The sequence below is a fragment of the Streptococcus sp. A69 genome, from assembly GCF_058556195.1.
On record NZ_JBZUJU010000002.1, the window covers coordinates 487,845 to 507,545 of the forward strand.

Annotated in this window: 20 protein-coding genes; 19 read left to right on the forward strand and 1 reads right to left on the reverse strand. The window is 41.9% G+C overall.

What is annotated here, in order from left to right; genetic code table 11:
• Positions 1–59 precede the first annotated feature (59 nt).
• The 8 genes from uvrC to brnQ all read left to right on the forward strand — a co-directional run bounded on the left by uvrC (position 60) and on the right by brnQ (position 8,150).
• Entirely contained in the window at positions 60–1,907 is a 1,848-nt protein-coding gene (gene uvrC / locus AC4ME5_RS06375) for an excinuclease ABC subunit UvrC (protein ID WP_007520465.1), read from the forward strand.
• Positions 1,897–2,742 carry a metallophosphoesterase family protein gene (locus tag AC4ME5_RS06380; RefSeq protein WP_007520464.1) on the forward strand — a complete coding sequence of 282 codons (846 nt, stop codon included), beginning with the start codon at positions 1,897–1,899 and terminating at the stop codon, positions 2,740–2,742. The genes uvrC and AC4ME5_RS06380 overlap by 11 nt, the downstream gene beginning before the upstream one ends.
• Before the next feature lie 152 nt (positions 2,743–2,894).
• The gene (locus tag AC4ME5_RS06385; RefSeq protein WP_007520463.1) at positions 2,895–3,416 is read left to right on the forward strand and encodes a hypothetical protein; all 522 of its coding nucleotides are present in this window, start codon (positions 2,895–2,897) and stop codon (positions 3,414–3,416) included.
• Between the two features lie 184 nt (positions 3,417–3,600).
• Positions 3,601–4,206, forward strand: coding sequence for a nitroreductase family protein (locus AC4ME5_RS06390; protein ID WP_491800370.1), 606 nt, complete (start codon positions 3,601–3,603; stop codon positions 4,204–4,206).
• 12 nt (positions 4,207–4,218) lie between these two features.
• Positions 4,219–5,619, forward strand: a complete 1,401-nt coding sequence (pepV, locus tag AC4ME5_RS06395) for a dipeptidase PepV (RefSeq protein ID WP_414387637.1) — start codon at positions 4,219–4,221, stop codon at positions 5,617–5,619.
• A gap of 53 nt (positions 5,620–5,672) precedes the next feature.
• Complete coding sequence (locus tag AC4ME5_RS06400) at positions 5,673–6,251, forward strand: uracil-DNA glycosylase family protein (RefSeq protein ID WP_007520460.1); 579 nt, start codon at positions 5,673–5,675, stop codon at positions 6,249–6,251.
• A gap of 174 nt (positions 6,252–6,425) precedes the next feature.
• Positions 6,426–6,653 carry a rhodanese-like domain-containing protein gene (locus AC4ME5_RS06405; protein ID WP_231870005.1) on the forward strand — a complete coding sequence of 76 codons (228 nt, stop codon included), beginning with the start codon at positions 6,426–6,428 and terminating at the stop codon, positions 6,651–6,653.
• Positions 6,654–6,824: 171 nt separating this feature from the next.
• The gene (gene brnQ / locus AC4ME5_RS06410; protein WP_491800371.1) at positions 6,825–8,150 is read left to right on the forward strand and encodes a branched-chain amino acid transport system II carrier protein; all 1,326 of its coding nucleotides are present in this window, start codon (positions 6,825–6,827) and stop codon (positions 8,148–8,150) included.
• Positions 8,151–8,198: 48 nt separating this feature from the next.
• Here the strand turns inward: brnQ and AC4ME5_RS06415 are convergent, their stop codons facing one another.
• Complete coding sequence (locus tag AC4ME5_RS06415) at positions 8,199–8,750, reverse strand: DUF1307 domain-containing protein (RefSeq protein WP_033605963.1); 552 nt, start codon at positions 8,748–8,750, stop codon at positions 8,199–8,201.
• Positions 8,751–8,889: 139 nt separating this feature from the next.
• On the opposite strand from AC4ME5_RS06415, the gene AC4ME5_RS06420 reads away from it, so the two are divergent.
• The 11 genes from AC4ME5_RS06420 (at position 8,890) to AC4ME5_RS06470 (ending at position 19,632) form a co-directional block, all read left to right on the forward strand.
• Positions 8,890–9,927: a M42 family metallopeptidase gene (locus AC4ME5_RS06420; RefSeq protein WP_096421848.1), complete on the forward strand. Its 1,038-nt coding sequence runs from the start codon at positions 8,890–8,892 to the stop codon at positions 9,925–9,927.
• Position 9,928: 1 nt separating this feature from the next.
• Entirely contained in the window at positions 9,929–10,390 is a 462-nt protein-coding gene (locus AC4ME5_RS06425; RefSeq protein WP_096421850.1) for an HIT family protein, read from the forward strand.
• 15 nt (positions 10,391–10,405) lie between these two features.
• Entirely contained in the window at positions 10,406–11,122 is a 717-nt protein-coding gene (gene ldcB, locus AC4ME5_RS06430; protein WP_096421852.1) for an LD-carboxypeptidase LdcB/DacB, read from the forward strand.
• A gap of 122 nt (positions 11,123–11,244) precedes the next feature.
• A complete protein-coding gene (gene rplK / locus AC4ME5_RS06435) occupies positions 11,245–11,670 on the forward strand; it encodes a 50S ribosomal protein L11 (RefSeq protein ID WP_173257650.1) in 426 nt (141 codons plus the stop codon).
• A gap of 207 nt (positions 11,671–11,877) precedes the next feature.
• Positions 11,878–12,567: a 50S ribosomal protein L1 gene (rplA, locus tag AC4ME5_RS06440; RefSeq protein WP_001085676.1), complete on the forward strand. Its 690-nt coding sequence runs from the start codon at positions 11,878–11,880 to the stop codon at positions 12,565–12,567.
• Between the two features lie 174 nt (positions 12,568–12,741).
• Positions 12,742–13,254, forward strand: a complete 513-nt coding sequence (locus AC4ME5_RS06445) for an adenine phosphoribosyltransferase (protein ID WP_001049315.1) — start codon at positions 12,742–12,744, stop codon at positions 13,252–13,254.
• Positions 13,255–13,440: 186 nt separating this feature from the next.
• The gene (metA, locus tag AC4ME5_RS06450; RefSeq protein WP_084853721.1) at positions 13,441–14,385 is read left to right on the forward strand and encodes a homoserine O-acetyltransferase MetA; all 945 of its coding nucleotides are present in this window, start codon (positions 13,441–13,443) and stop codon (positions 14,383–14,385) included.
• An 8-nt stretch (positions 14,386–14,393) separates the two neighbouring features.
• Entirely contained in the window at positions 14,394–15,071 is a 678-nt protein-coding gene (locus tag AC4ME5_RS06455) for a DnaD domain-containing protein (protein WP_084853724.1), read from the forward strand.
• Positions 15,072–15,167: 96 nt separating this feature from the next.
• A complete protein-coding gene (gene tpiA / locus AC4ME5_RS06460; RefSeq protein WP_000087900.1) occupies positions 15,168–15,926 on the forward strand; it encodes a triose-phosphate isomerase in 759 nt (252 codons plus the stop codon).
• 179 nt (positions 15,927–16,105) lie between these two features.
• Positions 16,106–17,842, forward strand: coding sequence for an ABC transporter ATP-binding protein (locus AC4ME5_RS06465; protein WP_491800372.1), 1,737 nt, complete (start codon positions 16,106–16,108; stop codon positions 17,840–17,842).
• Between the two features lie 8 nt (positions 17,843–17,850).
• Positions 17,851–19,632 carry an ABC transporter ATP-binding protein gene (locus AC4ME5_RS06470; protein ID WP_491800373.1) on the forward strand — a complete coding sequence of 594 codons (1,782 nt, stop codon included), beginning with the start codon at positions 17,851–17,853 and terminating at the stop codon, positions 19,630–19,632.
• Positions 19,633–19,701 lie beyond the last annotated feature (69 nt).

Here is a 19,701-nt window from a genome sequence, read left to right on the forward strand (position 1 = left end):
CAAGTGATTGGTGGGGCTTTTTGTTCGTCCTGTTACGGCCTTTTTGCTATAATGGAACTATGAATAACTTGATCAAATCAAAACTGGAGCTCTTGCCGACCAGCCCCGGTTGCTACATTCATAAAGATAAAAACGGCACCATTATCTATGTAGGAAAGGCTAAAAATCTGCGCAATCGCGTGCGCTCTTACTTCCGTGGCAGTCACGATACCAAGACAGAGGCTCTGGTATCTGAAATTGTGGATTTCGAATTTATCGTTACCGAGTCCAATATTGAGGCCCTCCTTCTGGAAATCAACCTCATCAAGGAAAATAAGCCCAAGTACAATATCATGCTCAAGGATGATAAGTCTTATCCATTTATCAAAATTACCAATGAGCGCTATCCTCGTTTGATTATCACCCGTCAGGTCAAGAAGGATGGAGGTCTTTATTTTGGACCTTATCCCGATGTGAGCGCAGCCAATGAAATCAAACGACTACTGGATCGGATTTTCCCTTTTCGGAAATGTACCAATCCGCCGTCTAAGGTTTGTTTCTATTACCATATCGGCCAGTGTATGGCCCACACCATCTGTAAAAAAGATGAGGCCTATTTCAAGTCCATGGCTCAGGAGGTTTCTGACTTCTTAAAAGGGCAGGATGACAAAATCATCGACGAACTCAAGGGTAAAATGGCAGTAGCAGCACAAAGTATGGAGTTTGAACGGGCAGCGGAATACCGTGACCTGATTCAGGCGATTGGCACTCTGCGGACTAAGCAACGGGTCATGGCTAAAGACCTCCAAAACCGTGATGTCTTTGGCTACTATGTGGACAAGGGCTGGATGTGTGTGCAGGTTTTCTTTGTCCGTCAGGGTAAGTTAATTGAGCGTGACGTCAATCTATTCCCTTATTACAACGATCCTGATGAAGATTTTCTGACCTACGTAGGACAATTTTATCAAGAAAAATCTCACCTGGTTCCTAATGAAGTATTGATTCCGCAGGATATTGACCAAGAAGCCGTCAAGGCCTTGGTGGATACTAAGATTGTCAAACCCCAGCGTGGAGAGAAAAAACAGCTGGTCAATCTAGCTATAAAAAATGCCCGTGTTAGTCTGGAGCAGAAGTTCAATCTTCTAGAAAAATCTGTCGAAAAGACACAAGGAGCTATTGAAAATCTGGGGCGTTTGCTCCAAATACCGACACCGGTTCGCATTGAGTCCTTTGACAACTCCAATATTATGGGGACCAGCCCTGTTTCGGCCATGGTGGTCTTTGTCAATGGTAAACCGAGTAAGAAGGATTACCGTAAGTACAAGATAAAAACGGTTGTGGGTCCAGATGACTACGCCAGTATGCGAGAGGTCATTCGCAGACGCTATGGACGAGTTCAACGAGACGGTTTGACTTCCCCAGATTTGATTGTGATTGATGGAGGACAAGGTCAAGTCAATATCGCTAAGCAGGTCATCCAAGAGGAACTGGGCTTGGATATTCCAATTGCAGGTCTGCAAAAGAATGACAAGCACCAAACCCATGAACTGCTCTTTGGAGATCCACTGGAAGTGGTAGAGTTATCTCGCAATTCTCAGGAATTTTTCCTCCTCCAACGCATTCAAGATGAGGTACACCGCTTTGCTATCACTTTCCACCGTCAACTGCGCTCCAAAAATTCCTTTTCATCCCAATTGGATGGGATTGACGGTCTAGGACCTAAACGCAAGCAAAATCTCATGAAGCATTTCAAGTCTCTGACTAAAATCAAGGAAGCTAGTGTGGATGAGATTGTTGAAGTTGGAGTACCAAGAGCTGTCGCAGAAGCTGTTCAGAGAAAGTTGAACCCGCAGGAAGAAGTGGAGTTGGCTCAAGTAGCGGAAGAGAGAGTAGATTACCAAACAGAAGGAGACCATCATGAACCATAAAATCGCAATTTTATCAGATATTCATGGCAATGTGACTGCACTAGAAGCAGTGATTGCAGATGCTAAAACTCAAGGAGCCAGTGAATATTGGCTCCTGGGAGATATTTTTCTACCTGGTCCAGGTGCAAATGACTTAATCGCTCTGTTAAAGGAACTTCCTATCACAGCAAGTGTTCGAGGCAATTGGGATGATTGTGTCTTAGAGGCTTTAGATGGGCAATATGGCTTAGAAGACCCACAGGAAATCCAGCTCATGCGATTGACCCAGTTTTTGATGGAGCGAATGGACCCTGCAACGATTGTCTGGCTACGAAGTTTACCTATGCTAGAAAAGAAAGAAGTTGATGGACTGCGCTTTTCTCTCTCTCATAATTTGCCAAATAAGAACTATGGTGGCGACTTGTCTGTTGGGAATAACACAGATAAATTTGACCAACTCCTAGACGAGGAAACGGATGTGGCAATCTATGGTCATGTCCACAAGCAGTTGCTTCGTTATGGAAGTCAAGGACAACAAATTATCAATCCAGGTACGATTGGCATGCCCTATTTTGATTGGGAGGCGTTAAAAAATCACCGTGCCCAGTATGCTGTGATAGAAGTGGAAGATGGGGAATTGGTAAATATTCTATTCCGAAAAGTTTCCTATGATTATGAAGCGGAGTTAGAATTGGCCAAGTCCAAGGGACTTCCCTTTATCGAAATGTATGAAGAACTACGCCGAGATGACAACTATCGAGGGCACAATCTGGAACTCTTAGCTAGTTTAATTGAAAAGCATGGGTATGTAGAGGATGTGAAGGATTATTTTGATTTTTTGCAAAGTGAGAAATAAAGCGGGCAGTCCTTATTTTGGAGTGAGGTTTGTAGTCGAATTGCTTAGAAAAGAGTTAGACGATGAGCAAGAAAGGATGGCTTAGCTAAAGTTTGACATTGAAACTATTTTGTTATAAAATGGACTTAATTCTTAATAAAAAGGAGAAAATTATGAAGAAAATTATTACAGCCAGTATGGCTCTTTTATCTGTTGTTGTTTTAGCAGCATGTTCAGGGAAAACAACGTCTGATTCTTCGACTAAGACCTCAAGCTCTGTAGAGAAAACTTCTTCAGAAACCTCATCAACAACGTCTAGTTCAAAGACAGAAAATAATGAGGTTGTTTTGATCACCGATGAAGAAATTGACAATGCTAAAACTGTTGGAGATGTGAAGAAAGTCTTTGGCAAATTAGTTGACAATTATAAAAAGCATGCAGTTGAAATTGGAGAAAAAATTCCAGAGAGTGGAAAAGAAGCATATAATGCCCAAGTCGAACCAGCGCTTAAGTCTATGGAGACTGTAAGAGAGTCATTTAACGAAAGCCTTTCAAGTATTGGTTCTGATGATACAGTAGTGCCAGAACAAACTCGTACTCTATTTGTTCAACAGTTGAAAACTGGACGTGACACAATGAAGAAAGCGCTGGAGTCAGCGTATAAAGCAGTTGCTCCATACACATCTGGTCAATAATATGAGAAAGTAGGTGTTTGATCACCTGCTTTTTGCTTGCTCAAATCTAAAGCGATACCTACTTAAATAGCTCCAAATTAATAGCAGAGAGTTTGAAAGAAGTACTAACTCTATGAAAAATCTCTGCAAGCTCTTTCAAAATATGGTAGAATGGAAGCAGTAGAATTAGAAAAGGAAATCGATTATGAAATTTCTTGAATTAAATAAAAAACGTCATGCAACCAAGCATTTCACTGATAAGCCGGTGGATCCCAAAGATGTACGTACGGCTATTGAAATCGCAACCTTAGCCCCAAGTGCCCATAACAGCCAGCCATGGAAGTTTGTAGTCGTTCGTGAGAAAAATGCTGAATTGGCAAAATTGGCATACGGTTCGAACTTTGAGCAGGTGTCATCAGCACCTGTAACCATTGCCTTGTTTACAGATACAGACCTTGCTAAACGTGCCCGCAAGATTGCCCGTGTCGGTGGAGCAAAGAACTTCTCAGAAGAGCAACTTCAATACTTTATGAAAAATTTGCCTGCTGAATATGCACGTTACAGTGAGCAACAGATTAGTGACTACCTAGCCCTCAATGCTGGTTTGGTTGCCATGAACTTGGTTCTGGCTCTGACAGACCAGGGAATCGGTTCCAATATTATCCTTGGTTTTGACAAATCAAAAGCCAATGAGGTTTTGGACATCGAAGACCGCTTCCGCCCTGAGCTTTTGATCACAGTGGATTATACAGACGAAAAATTGGAACCAAGCTACCGCTTGCCAGTAGATGAAATCATCGAGAAAAGATAGAAGGAAGAAAAAATGACAGCAATTGATTTTACAGCAGAAGTAAAAAAACGCAAAGAAGACCTCTTGGCTGACTTGTTTAGCCTTTTGGAAATTAACTCTGAACGTGATGATAGCAAGGCTGATGCCCGGCATCCATTTGGACCTGGTCCAGTAAAAGCCTTGGAAAAATTCCTTGAAATCGCAGACCGTGACGGCTATCCAACTAAGAATGTCGATAACTACGCAGGACATTTTGAGTTTGGTGAAGGAGAAGAAGTTCTCGGAATATTTGCTCACATGGACGTGGTGCCAGCTGGTAGTGGTTGGGACACAGATCCTTACACACCAACTATCAAAGACGGTCGTCTTTATGCGCGTGGAGCTTCAGATGACAAGGGGCCTACAACAGCTTGTTACTATGGTTTAAAAATTATCAAAGAATTGGGCCTTCCAACTTCTAAGAAAGTTCGCTTCATCGTCGGAACAGACGAAGAATCAGGCTGGGCAGACATGGACTACTACTTTGAGCACGTAGGACTTGCGAAACCAGACTTTGGTTTCTCACCAGATGCTGAATTCCCTATCATTAATGGTGAAAAAGGAAATATCACAGAATACCTCCACTTTGCAGGTGAAAATACAGGTGCTGCCCATCTTCACAGTTTCACAGGTGGTTTGCGTGAAAACATGGTACCTGAATCAGCGACAGCAGTTGTTTCAGGTGACTTGGCTGACTTGCAAGCTAAACTAGATGTCTTTGTTGCGGAGCACAAACTCAGAGGAGAAATCAAAGAAGAAAACGGTCAGTACAAGGTGACTGTGATTGGTAAATCAGCTCATGGTGCTATGCCTGCTTCAGGTGTCAATGGAGCCACTTACCTAGCACTCTTCCTCAGCCAATTTGACTTTGCTGGACCAGCCAAAGACTACCTCGACATCGCTGGTAAGATTCTTTTGAATGACCATGAGGGTGAAAATCTCAAGGTTGCTCATGTTGATGAAAAGATGGGTGCCCTTTCTATGAATGCGGGTGTTTTCCGCTTTGACGAAGCAAGTACTGATAATACCATTGCCCTCAACTTCCGTTATCCAAAAGGAACAAGTCCAGAGCAAATCAAATCAGTTCTTGAAAACTTGCCAGTTGCTTCTGTTAGTCTTTCTGAACACGGTCACACCCCTCACTATGTGCCAATGGAAGATCCACTCGTTCAAACCTTGTTGAATGTCTATGAAAAACAAACTGGTCTTAAAGGTCACGAGCAAGTCATTGGTGGTGGAACCTTCGGTCGTTTGCTAGAACGTGGTGTTGCCTACGGTGCTATGTTCCCAGATTCTATTGATACCATGCACCAAGCCAATGAATTCATCGCCTTAGACGATCTCTTCCGAGCAGCAGCAATCTATGCAGAAGCTATCTATGAATTAATCAAATAAAATGATAGAAGTCTGAGATTTTATGCTTAGACTTCTTTTTGGAGGGAAAACAGATGTCTCAAATCGAAAGAATCAAGCAAGCCATTATGGCGGATCCACAGAATACCAGCTATACGGAACGCGGAATCGAACCTCTCTTTGCAGCGCCAACAACTGCTCGTATCAATATTGTCGGTCAAGCTCCGGGCTTTAAAACGCAAGAAGCTGGAATTTATTGGAAGGATAAGAGTGGTGATCGTCTGCGTGAGTGGCTAGGTGTTGATGAAGACACCTTTTACAATTCAGGGTTGTTTGCAGTTATTCCTATGGACTTTTATTTCCCAGGACATGGAAAATCAGGCGACCTTCCACCCCGTAAAGGCTTTGCCGAAAAATGGCACCCACAACTCCTAAAGGAATGTCCAAATATTGAATTGACCCTTTTGATTGGACAATATGCCCAAGCCTATTATTTACAGGAGAAAATCAGTGGCAAGGTGACAGAAAGGGTAAAACATTACCAGAACTACTTGCCTGAGTATTTCCCCCTAGTTCACCCTTCTCCTCGTAATCAAATCTGGATGGCTAAGAATCCTTGGTTTGAGTCTGAAGTGGTTCCAGAGTTGCAAAGAAGAATTAAAACGATTTTATAGTCAATGAAAATCAAAGAGCAAACTAGGAAGCTAGCCGCAGGCTGTACTTGAGTACGGTAAGGCGACTCTGACGTGGTTTGAATTTGATTTTCGAAGAGTATTAGGAGAAAAAGAATGAAAGAAATAGCCTTCGATGAATTTTATCAGTTTTACTAAAATGGTCAGCTTTCTCTAGTGGACGTGAGAGAAATAGAAGAGTTCAAGATGCTTCATTTAGAAGGTGCACACAACTTACCGCTTAGTCAACTGGCTGATACTTATGAGCAGTTGGAAAAGGAGCAGTTACATTATGTTATTTGTAAATCTGGGATGAGATCAGCTCGTGCTTGCCAGTTTTTAGAGGAGCATGGATATAAGGTCATCAATGTTCAAGGTGGCATGACGGCCTTTGAAAATCTTTAAAATTTTGCATTTCTCCTACTTGGTGTGTACTAGGTAGGAGAATTTTGTTTTTAGATAATTCTTATTTTTAAAAATATTGAAAACATTCAATATTTACTTCGTGATGCTTTTTTCATACTCTTATTCGTGATATACTAGGTCAGTATTTTAGAAATATGAAGGAGATTCTTTATGGCTAAAAAAGGTGCCCTAACAGGTTTGCTCCTGTTTGGAATATTTTTTGGTGCGGGGAACTTGATTTTTCCGCCTTCTCTAGGTGCCCTATCTGGAGAACATTTTCTTCCTGCCATTGCAGGTTTTGTCTTTTCAGGCGTCGGTATCGCCGTTTTGACTCTCATTATTGGAACTCTCAATCCTAAGGGATACATTTATGAGATTTCTAAGAAAATCTCACCTTGGTTTGCGACGCTTTATCTCGCAGTCCTCTATTTATCAATTGGTCCCTTCTTTGCCATTCCACGTACAGCCACAACAGCTTACGAAGTCGGGATTAGCCCCCTTTTATCAGATGCGAATAAAGGACTTGGATTGATTGTCTTTACCGTACTATATTTTGTAGCGGCTTATTTGATTTCACTCAATCCATCAAAGATTTTGGATCGGATCGGACGTATCTTGACACCAGTCTTTGCTTTGTTGATCGTTATCTTGGTTGTACTAGGTGCCTTCAAGTATGGTGGAACAAGTCCTCAAGCGGCCTCAGAAGCCTATCAATCCTCTGCTTTTGGAACAGGTTTCCTAGAAGGGTATAATACCTTGGATGCTCTTGCTTCAGTCGCCTTTAGTGTGATTGCTGTTCAAACCTTGAAACAACTTGGATTCTCAAGTAAGAAAGAGTACATTTCAACTATTTGGGTGGTTGGTATCGTTGTAGCTCTTGCCTTTAGCGCTCTTTACATCGGTTTAGGATTCCTTGGAAATCACTTCCCGGTACCAGCAGAAACAATGAAGGGTGGAACACCAGGTGTTTATATCTTGTCGCAAGCTACTCAGGAAATCTTTGGTTCAACAGCTCAACTCTTCCTTGCTGTTATGGTAACTGTAACCTGCTTCACAACGACAGTTGGCTTGATTGTGTCTACAGCTGAATTCTTTAATGGACGTTTCCCACAAATCAGCTACAAGGTCTATGCAACTGCCTTTACCTTGATTGGATTTGCTATTGCAAACCTTGGTCTTGATGCAATCATTAAGTATTCAGTTCCAGTACTGGTAATCTTGTACCCAATCACCATCGCCATTGTGATGATTGTGATTGTTAATAAGTTTGTCGCTCTATCAAAACCAGGTATGCAGTTAACTATTGGGCTTGTTACAGCGATTGCTCTTGCAAGCGTCCTTGGAAGTTCTTTTAAGATTGAGTTTCTAGCAAATCTCGTTAATGCTCTTCCGTTTGCAGCTGCCTCTCTACCATGGTTGGTGCCAGCAATTATTGGAATCTTGCTTTCACTGGTTCTACCAAACAAACAAGAGAGTGACGTTTTTGAGATGGAATAAAAAAATTCTTGGTCATCGACCAAGAATTTTTTGTATGAGCACGACTCATTAGTTGGTTTGTTCAGTATAACCAGCTTCTTTAAGCATTTTTTTCGAGGCAGCAAAGCTTACACGGTTTCCAATACCAGAATATTCGTTCGGCATTGCTTTTTTCAATTCGTCAAGACTCGCGACAGTCATGTCAACCTCGATGTTTTGGATAACTTTTTCGTCTTGAATTTCAACTTTTTGTGTAACCCCTTTGACCCCTTCATAACCTTTATAAGTATCATCAACAATTTCCTTAACACCTTCCGCGGTATTATTAAGTTTTTCAGGGTCAAGTACATTATGAACAGTTTGTTTTACAACGTCATCTCCCTTCACAGTATAAGTCAAGGTAGAATGAATTCCAGGTTTGCTATTGTGGACAAATGTGTGGGTTTCTGTCTCATCTTTCTTTTCAGATGATTGCTGACTGCTTTGTTTGGTCTCGCTTGACTGAGTTGTTGTGTCTTCTTTGCTACTGCTGTTAGTAGGTGTTGATGCTTGTTTGGAACATCCGAGTAGGAGGACAAGTGAAGCCACTAGGGCTAGTGATACTTTAAAGTATGATTTCATATTTTTTACTTTCCTTTTATAATCAAAGTATTTGTATTATAACATGGATCGATAGTGAAAGCAACTAAACACAGTTTTTCTCCTTTTGAGAAGGAGTCTGACTAGAAAAATGTTATAATGGTAGGAAAGAGGTGAAGAAATGAATCAGACTGTAAACTATATCAAAGAACTAACCGCAATTGCATCTCCGACGGGCTTTACGCGTGAGATTTCAGACTACCTAGTCCATACTTTAGAAGAGCTTGGTTACCAGCCTATTCGAACAGCTAAGGGGGGTGTCAATGTGACCATTAAAGGTCAAAACGATGAGCAACAACGCTATGTGACTGCCCACGTGGATACGCTGGGTGCTATTGTTCGTGCAGTCAAACCGGATGGTCGTCTCAAATTAGATCGTATCGGTGGTTTTCCTTGGAACATGATTGAAGGGGAAAACTGTACGGTGCATGTGGCTAGCACTGGTCAAAAGGTATCTGGAACCATCCTCATCCACCAAACTTCATGCCATGTCTACAAGGATGCAGGAACTGCAGAACGCACACAGGACAATATGGAAGTGCGTTTGGACGCAAAAGTGACCAATGAAAAAGAAACTCGCGCCTTGGGCATCGAGGTCGGTGATTTTATCAGCTTTGACCCACGAACTATCGTGACAGAGGCTGGTTTTATCAAGTCCCGTCACTTGGATGACAAGGTCAGCGCAGCAATTTTGCTCAATCTCCTTCGAGTTTATAAAGAAGAGCGAATTGACTTGCCGATGACGACACATTTTGCCTTTTCAGTATTTGAAGAAGTGGGTCATGGTGCTAACTCAAGTATCCCAAGTCAAGTTGTCGAATATCTAGCTGTAGATATGGGAGCTATGGGCGATGACCAACAGACAGATGAGTACACAGTATCTATCTGTGTCAAGGATGCTTCAGGACCTTATCACTATGACTTCCGTCAACACTTAGTAGCTTTGGCGAAAGAGCAGGATATTCCATTTAAGCTGGATATCTATCCATTTTATGGTTCGGATGCTTCAGCAGCTATGTCAGCAGGTGCAGAGGTCAAGCATGCCCTCCTTGGTGCGGGAATCGAGTCCAGTCACTCTTATGAGCGCACCCACATTGATTCAGTAGTAGCGACTGAGCGTATGGTTGATGCCTATCTCAAGAGCGAGGGGGTATCATAGAATGTGCTTAATCTGTCAGAGAATTGAACTCATCAAAGCTGGACAAAATCCCTACTTTGTAAAAGAACTAGAAACAGGCTATGTTGTCATTGGAGACCACCAATACTTTAAGGGCTATACCTTATTTCTGGCAAAAGAGCATGTCACAGAACTTCATCAGATGGAAACCTCTGTAAAACTTCGTTTTCTAGAGGAAATGAGTCTGGTCCAAGAAGCAGTCGCAAAAGCGTTTAAAGCTGAAAAGATGAACATCGAACTTCTAGGAAATGGAGATGCCCATGTTCACTGGCACCTCTTTCCAAGACGATCAGGTGATATGAGGGGTCGTGGATTGAATGGCCGTGGTCCAGTCTGGTGGGTGCCCTGGGAAGAAATGGCGGCAGAAGATTGCCAAGTGCAATTCCATGAGTTGGAACAAATGATTAAAACCTTATCCGATGAATTAGAGAAGCATGTGATTTAAGAGAGGAAGAAAAAAATGAAAAAAAGATACATCGTTTTATCCGGTTTGCTAGCAGTAACCCTAGCAGCATGTTCTCAAGAAACACCTAAAAATGAAGAAAATACTCAAAAAACGGAACAGACTAGCCAATCTGAAGGGACTGTAGGAAGCAAATCTCAAGCTTCTAGTCAGAAAAAGGCAGAAGTTGTCAATAAGGGAGACCACTATAGTATACAAGGAAAATACGATGAAATCGTCGTAGCTAATAAGCACTATCCTTTGTCAAAAGACTACAATCCAGGAGAAAATCCAACAGCTAAGGCAGAGTTGGTCAAACTCATTGCAGCAATGCAAGCAGCTGGCTACCCAATCAGCGATCACTACAGTGGTTTTAGAAGTTATGAAACTCAAACCAAACTTTATCAAGACTATGTGAATCAAGACGGTAAGGAAGCAGCAGATCGCTATTCAGCTCGCCCAGGTTATAGTGAACACCAAACAGGTCTTGCTTTTGATTTGATTGGGACTAATGGAGAATTAGTGACAGAGGAGAAGGCAGCTCAGTGGCTCTTGGATCATGCGGCTGACTATGGCTTTGTTGTTCGCTATCTCAAAGGAAAGGAAAAAGAGACTGGCTACATGGCGGAAGAATGGCATCTTCGCTACGTCGGAAAAGAAGCCAAAGAAATTGCTGCAAGTGGCCTTAGTTTGGAAGAATACTATGGCTTTGAAGGCGGAGATTACGTCGATTAAAAAAAAAATTTTTCTCTTGCATTTTTAGATAAATAGTGTATAATAGATGAGTATGTGTAAAGCATACTTGTGGGAGGTAAAAATCTTACATTACCGCCAAAACCACAAAGGAGGATTTAAAAATGGCTAAAAAAGTCGAAAAACTTGTAAAATTGCAAATCCCTGCTGGTAAAGCTACACCAGCTCCACCAGTTGGACCTGCTCTTGGTCAAGCTGGTATCAACATCATGGGATTCACAAAAGAGTTCAACGCTCGTACAGTTGATCAAGCTGGTATGATCATTCCAGTTGTTATCTCAGTATACGAAGACAAATCATTTACTTTCGTTACAAAAACACCACCAGCTGCTGTTCTTTTGAAAAAGGCTGCAGGTGTTGAAAAAGGATCAGGTACACCTAACAAAACTAAAGTTGCTACAGTTACTCGTGCACAAGTACAAGAAATTGCAGAAACTAAGATGCCAGATTTGAACGCAGCAAACATTGAGTCTGCAATGCGTATGATCGAAGGTACTGCTCGTTCTATGGGATTCACTGTTGTTGACTAATCAATAACACAGTAGAAAATCTCACAGCAGTCTATTAGTTGCTTTTCATACTAGGCAAGTGACTGAGGCTTGTACTTAGGTACAGTAAAGGAACTGAACGAAGTAGGAAAAGGAAAATAATAGGCTGAAAACCCGCAAGACTTCATCATTTCGAGAAGTGACGTGGGAGATGAAAATCGATTGAACCACTTACAAGGAGAATAGAAAATGGCTAAAAAAAGCAAACAACTTCGTGCTGCTCTTGAGAAAATTGACAGCACAAAAGCATACAGTGTAGAAGAAGCTGTAGCACTTGCAAAAGAAACTAACTTTGCAAAATTTGACGCAACTGTAGAAGTTGCTTACAACTTGAACATCGACGTTAAAAAAGCTGACCAACAAATCCGTGGAGCAATGGTATTGCCAAACGGAACTGGTAAAACTTCACGCGTTCTTGTTTTCGCACGTGGTGCAAAAGCTGAAGAAGCAAAAGCTGCTGGTGCAGACTTTGTTGGTGAAGATGACCTTGTTGCGAAAATCAACGACGGTTGGTTGGACTTCGACGTAGTTATCGCTACACCTGATATGATGGCTCTTGTTGGACGTCTTGGACGTGTCCTTGGACCACGTAACTTGATGCCAAACCCTAAAACTGGTACTGTAACAATGGATGTTGCTAAAGCAGTTGAAGAGTCTAAAGGTGGTAAAATTACTTACCGTGCTGACCGTGCAGGTAACGTTCAAGCAATCATCGGTAAAGTATCATTTGAAGCTGAAAAATTGGTTGAAAACTTCAAAGCTTTCAACGAAACAATCCAAAAATCAAAACCAGCTACAGCTAAAGGAACTTACGTAACAAACTTGACAATCACAACTACTCAAGGTGTTGGTATCAAAGTTGACGTAAACTCACTTTAATCAGTAGTTTATAAAAGAGAAGACGAGTACGAAAGTGCTCGTTTTTTTGATGAGTATGACCTTTTAGAAAAATCAGTTCATTGATCAGGTTTGTAGCAATAGTGCGTTTCCTCTTCTTCTTTCACAGAAAATATGGTATAATAGAGAGTAAAAAACTTTGAAAGAAAGAAAAAGATGAATTTAAAAGATTATATCGCAACGATTGAAAATTATCCTAAGGAAGGCATTACCTTCCGTGATATCAGCCCTTTGATGGCAGATGGAAATGCTTATAGCTATGCTGTTCGTGAAATTGTTCAGTATGCAACAGACAAGAAGATCGACATGATTGTGGGTCCAGAGGCTCGTGGATTTATTGTTGGTTGCCCCGTTGCCTTTGAGTTGGGGATTGGCTTTGCGCCTGTTCGTAAGCCAGGTAAATTGCCACGCGAAGTCATTTCTGCTGACTATGAAAAAGAGTACGGTATTGATACCTTGACCATGCACGCTGATGCCATCAAACCAGGTCAACGCGTTCTCATCGTAGATGATCTCTTAGCAACAGGCGGGACTGTCAAGGCAACAATTGAGATGATTGAAAGACTTGGTGGAATTGTAGCCGGTTGTGCTTTCTTGATTGAGTTGGATGAGCTTAAAGGCCGTGAAAAAATCGGAGATTACGATTACAAGGTACTTATGCATTATTAATAAAAAACAGTCCTTGGGGCTGTTTTCTCTTCATCCGCTATATAAATTAACTATAGCTAGTTAGAGAAAAACTATAATTGAAAACTATATCTTCATACAGTATAATATAGGGAAGAAGTATTTGGAGGTTTTTGCTTTCAAACAGACAAGATCATTCCCAAAATAGAGAACTGTTAGGAGGGTATTATGCCGATTCGACTTGATAAAAAATTACCAGCTGTGGAGATTTTAAGGACAGAAAATATCTTTGTGATGGACGACCAACGGGCCGCTCATCAGGATATTCGCCCCTTGAAGATTTTGATTTTAAATCTCATGCCCCAAAAGATGGTGACAGAAACGCAACTCTTGCGGCATTTGGCTAATACACCGTTGCAATTAGATATTGATTTCTTATATATGGAAACGCATCATTCCAAGACAACCCGTGCCGAACATATGGAAACCTTCTATAAGACCTTTCCAGAGGTCAAGAATGACTTCTTTGATGGAATGATTATCACGGGAGCACCAGTGGAGCATTTGCCTTTTGAGGAGGTGGATTATTGGGAGGAATTCAAGCAGGTCATCGAATGGTCCAAGACGCATGTTTTTTCAACCCTGCATATCTGTTGGGGTGCACAAGCAGGTCTTTATGTTCGCTATGGCGTTGAAAAGCACCAGATGGATCGGAAACTATCAGGTATTTACCCACAGGATACCTTAAAAGAGGGGCACCTTCTTTTTAGAGGTTTTGATGATCGCTATGTAGCTCCTCATTCTCGTCATACTGAGATTTTAAAAGAAGAAATCTTAAACAAGACCAATCTTGAGATTCTGTCAGAAGGTCCTGAGGTTGGGGTTTCTATCTTAGCTAGTCGAGATTTGCGTGAGATTTATAGTTTTGGCCATTTGGAGTATGATCGTGACACTTTGGCAAGAGAGTATTTTCGTGATTATGAGGCGGGGCTCGACCCTCATATCCCAGAGAACTACTTTAAAAATGATGATGTAAATGAGACGCCCTGTCTCTGTTGGTCTTCATCAGCTGCCCTCTTTTTCAGCAATTGGGTAAACTATGCAGTTTATCAAGAAACCCCTTTTGACTGGAGAAAGGTAGAGGATGATGCGGCTGCATTTGGATATTTATAAGAGGAATTATGACATATTTTGACGCTTTTAAATCAGGGAACTTGGTTTTACCAAGTGCCCTGCTCTTGCATTTTAAGGAACTCTTTCCTTCCAGCGAAGATTTTCTCGTCTGGCAATTTTTCTATTTACAAAATACCACAGCCTTAGGAGATGTTTCGCCTAGCCAAATAGCTGAAATCATTGGGAAAGAGGTGGCAGATGTCAACCAATCCATTTCGAATTTGACTGAAAATGGTTTGCTACAATATCGGACCATTGAACTAAATGGGGAAATTGAGCTGATTTTTGATGCTAGTCTGGCTTTTGAACGCTTGGATAGCTTGTTAGATAGCCAAACTCCAGCTACAACTGCCCCAAACTCCAAAAATCAATTGAAGGATCTGGTTGAAACTTTTCAGCAGGAATTGGGGCGCTTGTTAACACCATTTGAAATCGAAGATCTTTCCAAGACTGTCAAAGAAGATGGAATCAAGGCGGATTTGATCAAGGAAGCTCTCCGAGAGGCGGTTTTTAATGGCAAACCAAACTGGAAGTACATTCAGGCAATCCTTCGTAACTGGCGCCATGAAGGTATCCAGTCTGTGGCTCAGGTGGAGGCCAAACGAGCAGAGCGAGAAGCGAACAATCCCAAACAAGTTCAGGCTTCGGCTGATTTCCTCGATGCCATGAATTTGTGGCAAGATTAGTCGCTTGAAAAATCTTGAAAATTAGAGTAAGGTTTGCAAGCTCGTTATAAATATGATAGAATAATAGTGAATAAAATGAAAAAAGAGGTATGTGAAATGTCACGTAAACCATTTATCGCTGGTAACTGGAAAATGAACAAAAATCCAGAAGAAGCAAAAGCATTTGTTGAAGCCGTTGCATCAAAACTTCCTTCATCAGACCTTGTTGAAGCAGGTATCGCAGCTCCTGCAGTTGATTTGACAGCTGTTCTTGCTGCTGCTAAAGGTTCAAACCTTAAAGTTGCTGCTCAAAACTGCTACTTTGAAAATGCAGGTGCGTTCACTGGTGAAACTAGCCCACAAGTTTTGAAAGAAATCGGTACAGACTACGTTGTGATCGGTCACTCAGAACGTCGTGACTACTTCCATGAAACTGACGAAGATATCAACAAAAAAGCAAAAGCAATCTTTGCAAACGGTATGCTTCCAATCATCTGTTGTGGTGAGTCACTTGAAACTTACGAAGCTGGTAAAGCGGCTGAATTCGTAGGTGCTCAAGTATCTGCTGCATTGGCTGGCTTGACAGCTGAACAAGTTGCTTCAACAGTTATCGCTTACGAGCCAATCTGGGCTATCGGTACTGGTAAATCAGCTTCACAAGACGATGCACAAAAAATGTGTAAAGTTGTTCGTGACGTCGTAGCAGCTGACTTTGGTCAAGAAGTTGCGGACAAAGTTCGTGTTCAATACGGTGGTTCTGTTAAACCTGAAAACGTTGCTTCATACATGGCTTGCCCAGACGTTGACGGTGCCCTTGTTGGTGGTGCGTCACTTGAAGCTGAAAGCTTCTTGGCATTGCTTGATTTTGTAAAATAATCTAGTTTATTCCAGACAGACAGTTAAAAGTACTAAGTGACTTTGACTGCCTGTCTTATTTTTACTTGGAGCATTCTTGTGAAAGAGGGATTTTTCTAGACTAGGAAAGTTCCTTAGGGAAAGAAAGGCGTGCAGATGCGCGCTCTTTTCTATATCAAAAAGTTATGAAAGGGAGAGTTATGCTCTATATTTGGTCTTATTTGAAAAAATACCCCAAGTGGTTATTCTTGGATTTCTTTGGAGCGGTTTTCTTTGTTGTCGTCAATCTTGGACTGCCAACTGTTCTAGCTCGGATGATTGATGAAGGTGTGAATAAAGGGAATGAACAGCAATTGTATGTTTGGGCCGCAATCATGCTGGTGATTATCCTATGTGGAACCTTGGGGCGTATAGTCTTAGCTTACGCTGCTAGTAAGCTGACGACCAATATGGTCAAAGATATGAGGGATGATCTCTATGCCAAATTACAAGAGTATTCTCATCATGAATATGAAAAGATTGGAGTGTCTTCACTGGTTACTCGTATTACCAGTGATGCCTTTGTTCTCATGCAGTTTGCAGAACAGACCTTAAAACTGGGTGTCATCACTCCCATGATGATGCTGTCTAGTATCTTAATGATCTTCCTGACCAGTCCGTCATTAGCCTGGATAGTGGCCTTTGCAGTACCTTTCTTAGTCGTGGTGGTCATTTATGTAGCGGTCAAGACTCGACCATTATCAGAGAAACAGCAGGCTACCTTAGATAAGATAAACCAATATGCCAGGGAAAATCTAATGGGACTCCGTGTCATTCGTGCCTTTGCTCGTGAGGAATTTCAAGAGGAACGTTTTGCAGGACAAAATGCAGTCTATGCAGCCAATTCCAATCGTCTGTTTAAACTAACCGGTTTGACGGAACCCTTGTTTGTTCAGATTATCATTGCCATGATTGTAGCTATTGTCTGGTTTGCTCTGGACCCTATCAAACAAGGAAGCTTGCAAATTGGGGATCTGGTGGCCTTTATCGAATATAGCTTCCACGCCCTCTTGTCCTTCCTTTTCCTATCCAATCTCTTCACCATGTACCCCCGTACAGCCGTTTCGAGTGAACGGTTGAAAGAAGTCATGGATATGCCGATTTCTATTGATCCCAATGAAGGAGGCGTCAGAGAGACAGCAACTCACGGCTATTTGGAATTTGAAAATGTCACCTTTGCTTATCCTGGTGAGACGGAGAATCCTGTTTTGCACAATATTTCGTTCTGTGCCAAACCAGGAGAAACCATTGCCTTTATCGGTTCGACCGGATCTGGTAAGTCCTCTCTTGTGCAATTGATTCCTCGTTTTTACGATGTCACGCTTGGGAAAATCAAAGTTGATGGTGTCGATGTGAGGGATTATCGACTTAAGTCTCTTCGTCAAAAGATTGGTTTTATCCCACAAAAGGCCTTACTCTTTACTGGAACTATCGCTGAAAATATCCGCTATGGGAAGGAAGATGCCAGTCACAAGGACCTACATCAGGCAGCAGACGTGGCGCAAGCCAAAGATTTTATTGAAAGTCGAGAAGAAGGCTTTGCGACTCATCTAGCTGAAGGCGGAAGCAATCTTTCTGGAGGACAGAAACAACGCCTATCAATTGCCAGAGCGGTTATAAAGAATCCTGATATCTATATTTTTGATGATTCCTTCTCAGCCTTGGATTATCGCACAGATGCCATTTTACGCCGTCGCCTCAAGGAAGTAACGCAGAATGCTACGGTTCTAATTGTCGCTCAACGTGTCGGAACCATCATGGATGCGGATCAGATCATCGTTCTTGATAAGGGAGAGATCGTGGGTCGCGGTCGACATGAGGAATTGATGGAGACCAATGACATCTATCGTGAAATTGCTGAGTCGCAGTTGAAAAATGCATCTCTAACAGAAGAATAGGAGGAAATATGAAAACACAATATAGTTTGGCTCGTTTGTGGAGCTATTTGAAAGCCTACCGTTTTTCTGTCTTCTTTGCAGTCTTTCTAAAAATTTTGAGTGTGGTCATGAGTGTCTTGGAGCCTTTTGTCTTGGGGCTAGCTATTACGGAGTTGACAAAAAATCTCTTAGATATGGCTAATGGTCTTGCAGGCGCTCGTATCAATACTGGCTACATCGGAACTGTTTTAATCATTTACCTCTTTAGAGGTTTCTTGTATGAACTTGGTTCTTATTATTCCAACTATTTCATGACCAATGCGGTCCAGTCTATGACCCAGGATCTGCGAAATGAAATGACTGAAAAGATCAATCGTATCCCTGTGTCTTTCTTTGACAAACACCAGTTCGGTGATTTGTTGGGGCGCTTTACTAGTGACGTTGAGACAGTGTCCAACGCTCTTCAACAGTCTTTCCTCCAAATTGTCAATGGCGTTCTGACGATTGTCCTCGTGATGGGAATGGTATTATACTTGAATTTTCACTTGGCTATAGTGGTGATTCTATCCATTCCAGTGACCTATTTTGGTGCCAGAAGCATCCTGAAACGTTCTCAGCCTTATTTTAAAGAGCAGGCGGCTATTTTAGGACGGATGAATGGCTATGTGCAGGAAAATCTTACAGGTTTTAATGTTTTGAAACTCTACGGTCGTGAGGAATCCTCTCATAAAGAATTTTCTAAGATTACAGATGACCTCCAACGTGTTGGCTTTAAAGCCAGCTTTATCTCTGGGATCATGATGCCAGCCCTTCATGTCGTATCAGACCTGACCTATCTGATCGTTGCAGTTCTTGGTGGTTTGCAGGTTATTGCAGGTCGTTTGACAGTAGGGAATATGCAGGCTTTTGTTCAGTATGTCTGGCAGGTTAGCCAGCCTATCCAAAACATTACACAACTTGCGGGTCAAATGCAAAGTGCCAAGTCTTCGTTAGACCGCATCTTTGATATCTTGGATGAGGCAGAGGAAGTCAAGGGAGAAGAACTCGAAATCCTTGAACCCTTAACAGGTCAGGTGACCTTCCAACATGTTGACTTCCAGTATGTTGAAAACAAACCATTGATTCGAGACTTTAATCTAGAAGTTCAACCAGGAGAGATGGTAGCGATTGTTGGTCCGACCGGAGCTGGTAAGACAACCCTAATCAATCTACTCATGCGTTTTTATGATGTTACAGCAGGTGCAATCTTGGTTGACGGGCAGGATATTCGCCAGTTGTCACGTAAAGACTACCGCCGTCAATTTGGGATGGTCTTGCAGGATGCTTGGCTTTATGAAGGGACAATCAAAGAAAACCTACGTTTTGGAAATCTTGACGCTAGTGACGAGGAAATTGTAGAAGCTGCCAAAGCAGCAAATGTAGACCACTTTATCCGAACGCTTCCTGGTGGTTACAACATGGAGATGAACCAAGAGTCAAGCAATATTTCCCTCGGGCAAAAACAACTCTTGACCATAGCGCGTTCTCTCCTAGCCAATCCTAAAATTCTCATTTTAGATGAAGCGACTTCCTCTGTTGACACCCGTTTGGAACTCTTGATTCAAAAAGCTATGAAACGCTTGATGAAAGAAAGAACCAGCTTTGTCATCGCCCACCGTCTCTCTACCATTCAAGAAGCAGATAAGATTCTCGTTCTTAAGGATGGGCAGATTATTGAGCAGGGAAATCATGAACGCTTGCTCCAAGAAAAAGGCTTTTATTATGACTTGTACCAAAGCCAATTTTCAAGTAAGTCTGGGGAATCCAGCTAATCAAAACTATCTAGACTATTCTTAAATTATCAGTCTATTACAACTTTTCTCAGATAGTACATTTTCCTT

Bases quoted from the DNA above. Each gene is read 5' to 3' on its own strand.
- uvrC (WP_007520465.1), top strand. From the start codon at position 60: ATGAATAACTTGATCAAATCAAAACTGGAGCTCTTGCCGACCAGCCCC.
- AC4ME5_RS06380 (WP_007520464.1), top strand. From the start codon at position 1,897: ATGAACCATAAAATCGCAATTTTATCAGATATTCATGGCAATGTGACT.
- AC4ME5_RS06385 (WP_007520463.1), top strand. From the start codon at position 2,895: ATGAAGAAAATTATTACAGCCAGTATGGCTCTTTTATCTGTTGTTGTT.
- AC4ME5_RS06390 (WP_491800370.1), top strand. From the start codon at position 3,601: ATGAAATTTCTTGAATTAAATAAAAAACGTCATGCAACCAAGCATTTC.
- pepV (WP_414387637.1), top strand. From the start codon at position 4,219: ATGACAGCAATTGATTTTACAGCAGAAGTAAAAAAACGCAAAGAAGAC.
- AC4ME5_RS06400 (WP_007520460.1), top strand. From the start codon at position 5,673: ATGTCTCAAATCGAAAGAATCAAGCAAGCCATTATGGCGGATCCACAG.
- brnQ (WP_491800371.1), top strand. From the start codon at position 6,825: ATGGCTAAAAAAGGTGCCCTAACAGGTTTGCTCCTGTTTGGAATATTT.
- AC4ME5_RS06415 (WP_033605963.1), bottom strand. From the start codon at position 8,750: ATGAAATCATACTTTAAAGTATCACTAGCCCTAGTGGCTTCACTTGTC.
- AC4ME5_RS06420 (WP_096421848.1), top strand. From the start codon at position 8,890: ATGAATCAGACTGTAAACTATATCAAAGAACTAACCGCAATTGCATCT.
- AC4ME5_RS06425 (WP_096421850.1), top strand. From the start codon at position 9,929: ATGTGCTTAATCTGTCAGAGAATTGAACTCATCAAAGCTGGACAAAAT.
- ldcB (WP_096421852.1), top strand. From the start codon at position 10,406: ATGAAAAAAAGATACATCGTTTTATCCGGTTTGCTAGCAGTAACCCTA.
- rplK (WP_173257650.1), top strand. From the start codon at position 11,245: ATGGCTAAAAAAGTCGAAAAACTTGTAAAATTGCAAATCCCTGCTGGT.
- rplA (WP_001085676.1), top strand. From the start codon at position 11,878: ATGGCTAAAAAAAGCAAACAACTTCGTGCTGCTCTTGAGAAAATTGAC.
- AC4ME5_RS06445 (WP_001049315.1), top strand. From the start codon at position 12,742: ATGAATTTAAAAGATTATATCGCAACGATTGAAAATTATCCTAAGGAA.
- metA (WP_084853721.1), top strand. From the start codon at position 13,441: ATGCCGATTCGACTTGATAAAAAATTACCAGCTGTGGAGATTTTAAGG.
- AC4ME5_RS06455 (WP_084853724.1), top strand. From the start codon at position 14,394: ATGACATATTTTGACGCTTTTAAATCAGGGAACTTGGTTTTACCAAGT.
- tpiA (WP_000087900.1), top strand. From the start codon at position 15,168: ATGTCACGTAAACCATTTATCGCTGGTAACTGGAAAATGAACAAAAAT.
- AC4ME5_RS06465 (WP_491800372.1), top strand. From the start codon at position 16,106: ATGCTCTATATTTGGTCTTATTTGAAAAAATACCCCAAGTGGTTATTC.
- AC4ME5_RS06470 (WP_491800373.1), top strand. From the start codon at position 17,851: ATGAAAACACAATATAGTTTGGCTCGTTTGTGGAGCTATTTGAAAGCC.